General features: G+C 44.2%; 10 protein-coding genes. 1 reads left to right on the top strand and 9 read right to left on the bottom strand.

Annotated elements, in window-relative coordinates:
• The 9 genes from Q0614_RS11720 to petA all read right to left on the bottom strand — a co-directional run.
• On the bottom strand, nt 1–431 hold a 431-nt coding region (locus Q0614_RS11720), incomplete at its 3' end, for an ATP-binding cassette domain-containing protein (RefSeq protein WP_298788894.1).
• 1 nt (nt 432) lies between these two features.
• Nucleotides 433–1,566 carry an FtsX-like permease family protein gene (locus Q0614_RS11725; protein ID WP_298042050.1) on the bottom strand — a complete coding sequence of 378 codons (1,134 nt, stop codon included), beginning with the start codon at nt 1,564–1,566 and terminating at the stop codon, nt 433–435.
• Complete coding sequence (locus Q0614_RS11730; RefSeq protein ID WP_298103960.1) at nt 1,553–2,797, bottom strand: ABC transporter permease; 1,245 nt, start codon at nt 2,795–2,797, stop codon at nt 1,553–1,555. The genes Q0614_RS11725 and Q0614_RS11730 overlap by 14 nt, the downstream gene beginning before the upstream one ends.
• Nucleotides 2,797–4,215 (bottom strand): Fe-S-containing protein, encoded by a 1,419-nt coding sequence (locus Q0614_RS11735; protein WP_297989370.1) that lies wholly within the window; start codon nt 4,213–4,215, stop codon nt 2,797–2,799. Before Q0614_RS11735 ends, Q0614_RS11730 begins: the two co-directional genes overlap by 1 nt.
• 384 nt (nt 4,216–4,599) lie before the next feature.
• Entirely contained in the window at nt 4,600–5,121 is a 522-nt protein-coding gene (locus Q0614_RS11740) for an iron transporter (protein ID WP_298788896.1), read from the bottom strand.
• A 14-nt stretch (nt 5,122–5,135) separates the two neighbouring features.
• Entirely contained in the window at nt 5,136–7,067 is a 1,932-nt protein-coding gene (locus tag Q0614_RS11745) for an FTR1 family protein (RefSeq protein ID WP_298788898.1), read from the bottom strand.
• A 219-nt stretch (nt 7,068–7,286) separates the two neighbouring features.
• Complete coding sequence (locus Q0614_RS11750; RefSeq protein WP_298788900.1) at nt 7,287–8,390, bottom strand: c-type cytochrome; 1,104 nt, start codon at nt 8,388–8,390, stop codon at nt 7,287–7,289.
• 2 nt (nt 8,391–8,392) lie between these two features.
• Nucleotides 8,393–9,652 (bottom strand): cytochrome bc complex cytochrome b subunit, encoded by a 1,260-nt coding sequence (locus tag Q0614_RS11755; RefSeq protein WP_298042046.1) that lies wholly within the window; start codon nt 9,650–9,652, stop codon nt 8,393–8,395.
• A 9-nt stretch (nt 9,653–9,661) separates the two neighbouring features.
• Entirely contained in the window at nt 9,662–10,168 is a 507-nt protein-coding gene (gene petA, locus Q0614_RS11760) for a ubiquinol-cytochrome c reductase iron-sulfur subunit (RefSeq protein ID WP_177387024.1), read from the bottom strand.
• A 343-nt stretch (nt 10,169–10,511) separates the two neighbouring features.
• Between petA and Q0614_RS11765 the strand changes: the two genes are divergently transcribed.
• Nucleotides 10,512–12,208: S9 family peptidase (locus tag Q0614_RS11765; protein WP_298788901.1), on the top strand; the 1,697-nt coding region annotated here is incomplete at its 3' end.

The raw sequence follows: 12,208 nt of genomic DNA on the forward strand, positions 1-12,208 counted from the left end.
CGCTGCTGCTCGCCGCCGCTAAGCTCGCTAGGGCGGTGCGTAATGCGGTGCCCGAGCCCTACTTTATCAAGTGCCGCTTTAGCGCTGTCCTCGTCCACGCAGCTGTGGTAGTATTGATTTAACATAACGTTTTCGACGGCCGTTAGGTAAGGAATTAGGTGAAACTGCTGAAACACGAGACCGATCTTTTTGCGGCGAAATTCTAAAATTTGCTCGTCGTTTAGCACGCTCGCGTCGGCTCCGCCTAGGATGTATCTGCCCGCAGTGGGGGTGTCCATCAGGCTTAGGATATTTACGAGCGTGCTCTTGCCGCTGCCGCTTGGGCCCATTATGCTGACCCACTCGCCGCTTAAAACGTCGAAGCTGATATTATCGAGAGCCTTAACCTCGCCGAAGTATTTGCAGATACCTTCAAATTTTAAAATTTCCATGTCATTCCCTTAATAGATTCGCTAAATTCGGATTCAGCGCCTTTTTGATCGGATAGTAGCTTGCCGCGAGCGCAAAAATCAGGCTCAGCGCGACCGCCGCAAAGAGGCTAATCAGCCTAAAATCCACGCTGCTTGAAAATATCAGATGCCCGAGCAAGATCGCGAGCAGGTATCCCACGAATACTCCAGCTAGCGAGCCTGCGACGCAGACGGTTAAAATTTCGCTCAGGATCAGGTGGAGCAAATTTTGTTTGCTCGCGCCGATTGCGCGGATGAGCGCAAACTCTTTGATGCGCGAAAGCAGGATCGAGCTAAGGCTCGTGTTGATGCAGACCGAGGTGATCAGAAGGATCGTAATGCCGATAAGAAGCATTAAGAGCTTGATTTTGTTTAAGATGATGCCCTGAGTCTTGGATACCTTACCGATCGGCGCGAAGCTCATCTGCGCGTCGCTCAGGCTTTTTGAAATTTCGCTTAGCTGCTTAAAATCGCCGCTTACGATCGCTTCGGCGTAATTTACCTGCGCGGGTTGATTTAAAATTTTTTGCGCCAGCGGCAGCGAGATTAGCAGCATGCCGTCCTCTTTCTGCCCGTCATAGACGATGCCTTTTATCTTTACCTTGCTCGTTTCGTTTGAGCCGATCGGCGTGATCTCGATACTATCGCCGAGCTTCGCGCCCAAAAGCTTAGCAAGATCCTGCCCGATGAGCGCGTTTTTATCGTCGAAATCCACGCCGATAAACGAACCCTCTTTAAGATCCAAAAACGGCATAGTATCGCGCAGAGAGGAGAAATTTACCCCCATGATGATGCCTGAGTTTACGCCTAAATTTGCGCTGCCGAAAAGATATTTATTTGCGCTTTTTAGAGCTGGAATTTTAGCAAATTTCGCATCGAGCGCTGCTTCGTCCATATGGGAATTTTCTAAATTTGCGGGGCTTACGATTAAATTTGCGCCGTAGCTGTTTAACTCGCTGGCGACCTTTCTATCGATGTCGGCGTAGATATTTACGAACGCCGCACAAACTGCGCTGCCTAGCATTATCGCGACAAAAATCACGAAGCTGCGAATGCCGCTGTTGATGATACTTTTAAAGATCGCGCTTCTGAAAAACGCGCCGTTATTTCCTGCCATAAAGCACCTCCGCAGGCAGTAGCTTGATCACTCCGCGTAGCGGTAGAATCGAGCCGATAATGCAAATAAGAAGTCCAAAGACGATGCTAAGCGGAAAGACCATAAGCGAGACGCCGATAAAGGAGCCAAAAATTTGATACGCGATCGCCCAGCTAAGCGCGTAGCCCACGACTGCGCCCACGAGTGAGCTTGCTACGCAGATGACGAAAATTTCGGCGGCGAACTGGATATAGATCATAAAGTTGCTCGCTCCCAGCGCCTTAAGCAAGCCGATCTCTTTTTTGCGCTTGTAAATTTCGCTGCTTAGCAGGCTCGTGATGCAGATGCTTGAAATCAGCAGAGATAAGATACTTACGACGCCCATTAAATTTTGAATTTTTTTCGTGATGCCGCTTTGAGCTTCGCTGACGCTAAGCACCGCCTTAGCGGTCGCGTTTGGATACTCCTCGGTGATCTGATATGCGATGGAGCTAACGTATGCTGAGCAATACCATGTGTCGTATTCTGTGGCGTCTAGATTATCGAGACTCCTTCTTGCCTTTACGGACAGATCGTCTTCTGGGATCGTCATGGCGCTAACTTCGGCCTTGGCGATGAGGCCCTCTTTGTGCGTTAGTTTTTGCACTAGCGATAAATTTGCGATCAGCTTTTTAGCTTCATCCTCCGCGCCGTGCAAAATCCCAACGACTTTAGCCTCATAATCTCCAAGCTTAACCGTATCGCCGATCTTTAGTCCAAGCCCGTCTCCTGCGAGCACCTCATTCTCGGCGCCGTCTTTTACCCACTGCCCCTCTACGCTCCAAAATGGATAGAGCGAGCGCACGCCCGATCTGAAATCAGGCTCGTCGCTAACGCCCACGTCCTTTTCAAAGTAGGTTCCCACGACGTCGTAATCTCCTGCGTGGGTAGTTAAAAAGGGCGCAAAGGCGGTGATATTGTTGCGCCAAAAAATTTCTTTGATCTTATGCAGCTCGCTCTCTTTTAAAAAATCATCGTTTTTAAGCGGCGAGTATTCGCGCCCGCCGATCTCGATGCTTAGGCTTTGCGAGCGCGGTAGCACGACGATATTCGAGCCGTAGCTACGTAGCTCCTTAGCGACCTGATCGCCAATTTTTAGCGTGATATTTAGCATGCAAGCGATCAGCGAAACCGATAAAAATATCGTCAAAAACGCTAAAATTTTGCTATCCCTGGAGTTTAAAATGGAGGATTTGATGATGCGTAAAAACATTATTTAAGCTCCTTTAGCGTGCCGTTTTCATCTACATAGCGCTCGGGATGCGCGGTAAAGGCGTTTGCATTCGCTTCGCTTTCGAAAAAGTAGGTGCGTCCGTAGTAAAGATAGCTAAATTTAGAGGTGTTTAAAATTTCTTTTCTGCTGACCGGATCGATCACCTTTTTATCCACAATCTCCGAGAAATAGGACGCGCCGTCTTCAATCGTCTTAAGCGCGATGACGATATTTTGCCCCTCTAGCTTATAATCCAGCGGGATCGGATTGCAGCCGCCCAGCTTGCCGACGCTCGGCAAAAAGATACGCACGTTGCAAGCGATGCAGATGAGCTCGTCGCCTTTTTTGATATAGCCCATATCGCCGCAGATCGAGCACGCGTCAAAAACCGCGACCGGGGCAAATTTGTCCGTGAAGCGGTTTAGTAGAAAAAACCTGACCTTATGCCCGTCGTCGGTGACGTAGGCAAAGCGGTGCAGCTTGCCATCTTTTACGATGTTTGCATCGATTATGAATTCCGCGCCTTGCGGCTCGATAATCTTGGGCTCATCGATCGTAGGCGGTTTTGAAGCGACCAAGATATAATAAAGCCCCAAAAAGCTGATTAAAACCCCAAGCGATAAAATCAGGCTAAAATCTCTAAAAATGGCGAATCTGCCCGCCTTAACCTCTCTAAATTTTATAATGTCCGCTTCGCGAGGCACTCGACTTGGCGCACGAAATACCGTAAGTAGCGCAATTAGCGCGGCTATAAGGCAAAGAGCTAGCGTCAGATAGGAGTTGTTGTAGTGGATGATTTTAGCGATGACGCTTAGAAACTCGGACGAGCCGATCGCGTTTGAAAGCCCTTCAAAACCCTTCGCAGCTAGCGCTTTGGGCGCGTCTGCCTGGCGCAGATCAAGGCCCAAAAAGCCGATTTTGGCGATAAAGGCAAACGCCCACGCGATGACGAATGACGCCAGCTTTGCACCTCTACTCGTACGCGCTAGAGCTGAGCGATAAATAAAATAGAATAAAATGAGCGCCAGCGCACCTAAAACCGCCATGAAGAGGTTGGTTAGGCTGAAGCTGTCCAGTAGCTCGCCGGAGAAAATTTTAAAATTCATCCCTATGAAGCGGTATTCAAATCCATACGCGCAACCAAGAGCAAAAATAACTATAGCGGTAAGATAGAATCGCTTAAACTTAAACGCAAGCAGTAGCGCGAGCAGCGCTAAAAGTGCGAGCGCATCAAACACGATCTTGCCCGTATCGGCGTTTGCCGAGCGCGCAAATGCGCTAAAGCACAGCGCCCCGAATGCAGCTCCTAAAAGCGCGGGCAAAAACGATGCGCTGATAAAGCGCCTGCCGCCCAGATACGCGCTTAAAAACGCGAGCGGAAATAGAGCCAAGCTAACGTGATAAAAAAATATCGTCATTAAAAATCCTCATCGAGTCTAATGCGCGTAAATCGCCTATAATTGCTTAAATTTTAAAATTTTAAAACCTACGCCATTTTGTAAATTTTAAAATTTCAAATCAGCCCGCAAAAAGTTCGCAGCAATAGAGCCGCCCGCAAAGAGAAATTTCGCCTCGCTATTGCTTTGGTTTTGTCTCACCCTCGCGACGCGCTAATTTTAAAATTTTGCCGCAACTAAAAGATTCGTAAGCTTAAACGCATTAAAGCAAAAACGATGCGCTTTGGCTGCGGCGTAATGGCAAATTTAAACGGGCTAAAGTAACCGCCTTAAATTTAAAGCGTGCGGCTAAACCCAATACCGCTAGAGCTCCGCCAAAACGGACTCGGCGGAGCCTGCTACGATTTACTCTTTAGGAGCGCCTGTGTATTGGAAGGTGTATTTAACCGAGAACGGCTCCCACCATTTGCCTACGCCTGTCGCTTTGTCCGCGTGGCGGCCGAATCCGTTGGTGCTTGGATTTTCGATATTATAGGTTAGCTCGTAATTGCCCACGCCGTTTACCATTTTGATATTGGCGCCGTAGTGAGGGCCGTCGCTAGCTACCATCGGCATGAAATTTCCCTTTTGGATCTTGCCGGTGTCTAGGTTTTTAAGCACGTAAGCGATCTTTAGGTAAGGGATCCACTCGCCCTCGCCAAATCCGTTTGCGTTGCCTTTGATGGCATGGATGTCCGCCTCAAGGTGGATGTCCGCTTTGCTAGGAGCTAGATCGATGCCTTTAGGCTCCATATCGATAGGCTGAAGATAAACTGCGGCGATCTCCATTCCATTTTGCTCAATCGGCTCGCCGATCGGATGCTCTCCCGCCATTGCTATAACAGAGGCTAGGCTTAGTGCCAACATACCTGAAAAAATCTTTTTCATCTTTTCTCTCCTTATTAAGATTTGTTTTTTTGCTTGTTTTTTAAGATTAAAATTCCTGCGATTAGAAGCACGATCATCACCGCTTGCGGCACTAGGCTCTGGACATAAGGATAAAATCCGATCCACGTAATCGTAGGAAGCCCGTCTATCACCGTAGGCACGAATACCTTGCCCTCGACTAGCTCCATCACGCCCTTACCCACAAATACGACGGACATATAAAAGATAATGACTGACGTAGCGATGAAAAATGGCTTGATAGCGATTTTAAGCGAGAATTTTTTGATGACGATATAAACTATGATAAGAGCCGCTAGACCCGCTACAAAGCCTGCTGCTACCATGCTAGTAGCTGCTGGACTTTTAGCATCGAAAAGTAGCGCCAGATAAAATAGCACCGTCTCTGCGCCCTCACGATAAACCGCCAAAAATACCGTCCACCAAAGCATCTTGCTATCGCCAGAGCTTAGGCTGCTTGAAATTTGACCTTGGATATAGGCGCTCCACTTTTTGGAGCTTGCATTTGAAAGAAGCCAAAAGCCCACATAAAATAGCAGAACTACGGCGATTAACATCACCGCGCCCTCCATCACTTCGCGCGTTTGTCCTGCATTTTCGCTACCGAAGATATAATTTAGCCCGTAAGCCGTAGCGATACTTAGCACAACCGCAACGCCAAGAGCGCTGTAAACGATATTTAGGTGCTTTGAATTGCCGGATTTTATAAGTAGAGCGATGACTGCGGCTACGATGATGAGCGCTTCAAATCCTTCGCGCAAGATGATGATAAACGCGTATAAAAATAGATCCCAGTTGCTTGATTTCTTCGTTAGCTCTAGGCTTTGGGTAAGCTGATCAAATAGCTTGTTTTGCGCCGCTACGATCTGCTCTTTGGAAGCGCCCGCGCGCATAAGAGCCGAAATTTTATTAAAGCTTGCTTCGGTGTCTAGCTTAAGCTGAGTATTTTTAGCACCGACGATATTCTCCATGCCGCTCTCTTCGTATTCATCAAAGTAGATATTGCCGCTTTCGTCAATCGCATCATCAACCTTGCCGCTCTCGTAAAGCTGCAAAACCTTAGCCATCTTATCCTTGATATTTTGCACAATCGGCGTAAAATCCTTGCCCTCATCTTCGCTAGTATCGCTTTGTGCTAACGCAGTCTGCGGCGCTATGGAGTAGCTTTCTTGCGGCAAATCATTTACGGCTTTTAATGCTAGATTATCTAGGGCGTTTATCGCTTCGTCAAATTTTGATTTGTCCGTATCCGCATCCTCGCGCAAGAGATTTCCGATAATTTGCTGGATCGATTGATCGGTCTGAGATGAGACATATTTTCGTACCGCCTCTTCTAGGTGTTCGTTGCGGTAGATATCAAATTTAGCGCGATTTAGCGCAGCCTTTAGTGCAGCAGTGTCTTTCTTATCAAACGCAGCTTTAGCGTTATCCAGCTCAGTTTTAAATTCCGTATAGACGCTCATCCACGGCGAGGTTGTACCGGATGCTGCGGAATTCCCGCCTGAGGTTGGCGCAGAAGTGCTACCGTCGCCTCCATCTTGATATTCTGCCACTAGGCGGTGACCTGATTCTATCACCGGCAAGACCTCGTCGATCTCGCGGTTTAGATTATCTATCATCGCTTGGATCTCGCTTACCGGCTTTTCTGCTTTGATCGCCTTGCGGATATCGCCGAATTGCTTCTCCATATCGTAGGATTTTTTCTGACTTAAATTTATGCGAATGCCGGCTTCTAGATTTTCAAAATGCCCAAAATACGCCTCTTGAGTTATCTTTCTAGCCTCAGAATTATTACCATCGACATAAAGCTTGATCGCTTGAGCAAATTTCTCTTTTATCGTCGCTGCTTCCGCACGATAATCCGTATCCGCAAAAAGCATAGCAAGCGGAAAAATTAGAGCTAAAACCGCAAATTTAAAAAATTTCATCTGAACCTTCTTGAGTTAAATTCATACATTAAATTTCAAAATCTAGCGGCAATTATATGTAGAAAAATCTTAAAAAGTAATAAAAAAAGCGGTTATCATAAAGCACGAAAGCGGCTAAATTCTCAATTGCAAGAGCTTTTTGATAGATGGAATTTAATAGAATTTAGGATATGGCGGAATTTTAAAAGGCAGTCGGATTTTACTCCGACTGCTAAAATTTTAATGAAGTTTCGACCAAATTTTGCTTTTCCAAAGACCTGCAAAAACAGAAAGGATCAAGAAATATATCATAATATTTATGGTCGTAGCTTCACGCTCGGCTTTTTTGCTATCGCCTACGTCAGCTAGATACTCCACGACCTTGGCTTCAGCGTTTTCGTTCAAGCCTACGCGCGGCATCGAAGTGCCTGGAAGCTTCTTTTGCGTATCATTGATAAACTCGTGTAGATAGTTGGCGCCCTTAGAACGGATCATCATCGAAAGATCAGGAGGCGTCGAGCCCATATACGCAGCTAAGCTAGCCTTGTCGCTGGATGCAAAGAGCTTATCATATTTGACGTCGTGGCATCTTAGACAAGCATCCTCAAAAACCGCCTTGCTTAAAAGGAATTTTTTCTGCGCTTCGTCTAGTTCGGTGCCTTGCTTGATACCGCTAGCTGCAGCCTCAGAGGCGATTAGCTTATCCTCGCTAGGAGCGAGTGATTTTAGATAGGCTACGATATCGGCGATCTCTTGATTTAGATCACCGCCCGCACCGAAAAACCCGGGCATCGGAAAAGGCTTTTCGTCGCCAAATTTCTGATCTAGCTTAAGAGCCATGATCGGATCTTTGATGAGCGCAGCTAAGAATTTATCAGTGTATAGATAGCCTGCGCTGCTAAGATCCGGAGGATTGACGCCGTATGCAGCACTAGCGCTTGCCGCGTCCATAGGAGCGGGGATATTTGCACTTTTTACTCCATGACATGCGGTGCAGCCTGCATTTGTAAAGGTTTCAGCGCCGCGCACGGCATCGCCTTTGCTAAGATCGATTTTATTTATCTCGTCCCAAAAAAGCACCGTTTTGTCTTGTTGCTCTTTCGCACTGGCTAGGGCTTTTTTAGAATTTTTTATCATCGTCTCATCCCCGCCTTTTTCAGCTGCGGCCAAAGCGCTTTCTGCTGCGGCTACGTTATGCGCGGCTAAAGCCGTATCGCCTGCTGCAAAATCGTAATTTACCGGATCGGTGTGCGGACTGAGCTTAGTATGAGCATAAGGCTCGACAAACCAGTATAAAATTCCCACACAAAAAAGCACTAAGATTAGGGTTCTTATCTCTTTCATGGCTAGACCCTCTTTCTTTCTGCAATTGTAATTAGCGGAAGCACTACGACGAGCAATCCGATATAGATGATCGATAAAGCAAAGCCCCAGTATTTGTTTTCGATACCGAGCTCCGCGCCGTCTGCAGGGAGCTTGCCGAAAAGGCTAAGCAGGATCATGTCGATTACTAAAATCCAAAACCAAATGAAAAACGCTTTGTTTTTGTGCGCAGGCGCTACTACGCTGCTGCGGTCAAATAACGGGATAAAAAATAGCGAAACTCCGGCAAATGCAAATGCGATAAGCCCGATGTCGGCGGCCTTAAGCGGTCCTACATCAAAGTAAAATCCGCGCAGAATTTCATATTCCCAGAGGAAGTACCATTCCGGATAGATATGCGTCGGGGTTTTGAGGCTGTTTGCCGGCTCGAAATTTATCGGATCCATCGCAAAATCGAAGTGAAAGCCGACCAGATAAAAGAAAAATATCATAAAGATACTGACGTAGAAAAAATCCTTCGCCAAAAAGCCCGGCCAAAACGGAATTACCTTGCTTTCGCTAGTTTTGCCCTGCAGATACTTCTCACCCTCGAGCTCAAAGTCAATCTCCTCGCCGTCTAGGTTATTTACATGCGGAAATCTAAGCGAATAAAAATGCACTGCCAGCACCGCAACCACCACGAGAGGCAGTAAACAGACGTGAAGCATAAAAAATCGCGTCAGCGTCGGATCGCTTACGGCGTAATCGCCGCGAATCCACTCTACTATCGCGTCGCCAACTACTGGAATTCCGCCGAATAAATTCGTAATAACCATCGCTGCCCAGTAGCTCATCTGCCCCCATGGAAGCATATAGCCGCTAAAAGCCTCGGCCGAAAAGATGATGAAAAGCAGCATTCCGCTTACCCAAATCATCTCTCGTCCTTGCTTATACGAGCGGTAATAAATAGCTACTAAAGTATGAATGTATAAGATCAAAAATACAACTGATGCCGATACCGCGTGGATATGACGCCATAGCCAGCCGTATTCGACCTCCTTCATAATCGTGAAATTTACGCTATCAAATGCTAAATTTACATCCGGCTTATAATACATCACGAGCATTAGTCCACTAACGAACAAAACTATAAATAGCGTCATCAAAATAACGCCCATCGCCCAAAGGAAGCTGATATTTTTAGGAATCCAATACTCGCTTACCATCACCTTGAAAAATTTCGTTACGGCGAGCCTTTGGTCGAACCAATCCCAAACTCCCGTAGCTTTTCTGATATGTGCCATCTGCGCCTCCTATGCTTTCTGCTTTAGGGCTTGGTATTCGGGGCCCTCTTCGCCTAAAACGAGTTTCGTTCCGTCGATTTTAAAGGGCGGTATATCCATAGGGCGCGGCGGCGGACCGAACACGTTTACGCCGTTAGCATCGAAAATTCCGCCGTGACATGCACAGATGAATTGTTGCGTCGATGGCTTATAGCTGGGAATACAGCCTAAATGGGTGCAAAGCCCGATGCAAAGCGTATATCTAGCATCCCCTACGACGACATCGCGGGCATCGTTTTTAGGCATATCGGCGGTCTTTTTAAGCACGAAAATCGGCTTTTTGCGCCACTGAGTTTGATAAAGCTCGCCCTCTTTGATCGGACTTAAATCTACCGTAGTGACGCCGGCGGCGCGCACGCTAGGAAGCGGATCCCACGATTTCTTCATCCCCACGAGCGCGAAAACGCCACCCACAGCGGCAACTGCGCCGAAAGTAAGCCCGATAAAGCCTCGTCTATCCTGTTTTAGATCAGACATCTTTATCCTTTCAAATTAAGAAATTGACAAGTGTCAATTTTAGCCAAATAAAGATTAAATCAATATGATTATAAGCAGAAATTTAGCTTAATCTTGCAAGCTAAATTATATTTTAAGATAATTTTAATGCCTAGCGAGGCGTTTTCGCAGTTTAAAATTTTATAAATTTTCAAATTCTGTCATGTTCTATCATGGCGCGGAATTTAAAATTTTAAAATTTTGTCGCGCAAGAGTTATTGCGACAATGGCGTGCGGAATTTTAAAATTTCGACATCATAAATAAAATTCCATAAAGCGCGAGATTTTAAATTTTAAATTTAAAGATGAGCATAGAATTTATAAAATGGATTTGGAAACTAAAAAGTCATTTGTTTTTACTAATGGTGCTAAGGAAAGTTCTTTCATTGAACTTTTAGACGGTTCTATTCTGTTTGCAGGTGATAGAGAAGGTAAAAAAGACGAGTCTGATACAACTAAATTTTACAAAATATGTACTTCCGGTGGAGAAGCGGTTTTAGACTTTACTGTTCCTGCTTTGGTAAATACAATAAAACAAATAAATGATGATGAATTTTTAGTTTTAGCTAATTTCAACAGAACAAAAGAATTGGAAAAAATAGAAAAAGAATCTAAAAAAGAAGAAGATAAAAAAGAAAATAAAGAAAAAACTTATGACGATTCTAAGGATTACTTAGTTGCAACTGAAATTCCTTTCTGGGGAAATAATATTGGTTTTACAAATGAAGATAGAAGCAGACTTTATCATTTCAACAAAAAGACTTCTGAATTTATTCCATTAAGTGATGATATCACTGATATTTATGGTTTGGAATTAAATGAAGACAAAACTAAGGCTGTTTTTATTTCCACAACTTTTACGGGAAAAATGCCTCTTGTAAATGAGGTTAAAATTTTAGATATCAAAACTAAAACAGTTGACCTTCTAGCAAAAGATTTTTCTTTTGCTTACGCAAACTTTATTGATTCTGAAAATATTATAACCGTAGCAACAGATATGAAAGAATATGGTATAAATGAAAATTCAAATATCTACATCATAAATATCAAAGAAAAATCCTTTGAAAAAATTGTAAATGACAATTTTGATATGTGTATGAATAACTCTGTCGGAACAGATATGAGATTAACAGGTGGAAAAGGTATTTTAGTAAAAGAAGGATTTATGTACTTCATAAATACTGAGGTAAACAGTTCATATATTTATAGAATTGATAAAAATGGAAATCTTGAAAGATTAAATGAAAAATCAGGTTCTATCGATTGTATCGATATTTCAAAAGATGGAAAAATTTATGCTGTTGCACTAAAAGATTCCAATTTGCAAGATATTTATGAAATTTCTATGGAAGAAGAAAATAGAATTTCTTTCCACAATGATACAACAGAATATTCACTTTCAGAAATTGAAGAAATCAACTTTACAAATGATGGAATTGGATTTATAGGATATGTTATGAAACCTGTTGACTATGATCCAAATAAAAAATATCCAGGTATACTTCATGTTCACGGTGGCCCTAAGACAGTTTTCGGAAAAGTATTCCATCACGAAATGCAGTTTTTAGCAAATAATGGATATTTTGTATTTTTCACAAATCCTAGAGGATCTGACGGTAGAGGAAAAGAATTTGCAGATATTCGTGGAAAATATGGAGAAATTGATTTTGATGACTTAATGAAATTTACAGATGCTGTAATTAAAAACTACCCTGCACTTGATGAAGAAAAGTTGGCAATTATGGGTGGAAGTTACGGTGGTTTCATGACTAATTGGGCAATTGGACATACAAATAGATTTAAGGCTGCTTGTTCACAACGTTCAATTTCAAATATGACTTCTGAATTTTTACTTACAGACATCGGATATTATTTCATTGACGACCAAATTTCTGCAACACCTTGGAATAATTATGAAAAATTGTGGTATCATTCTCCACTTAAATATGCAAATAAGGCACAAACTCCAACACTTTTCATCCATTCAGATGAAGATTATAGATGTTGGATACCTGAGGGAAT

It is taken from the genome of uncultured Campylobacter sp., assembly GCF_937997595.1.
In the GTDB taxonomy this organism is placed as follows: Bacteria; Campylobacterota; Campylobacteria; order Campylobacterales; family Campylobacteraceae; genus Campylobacter_B.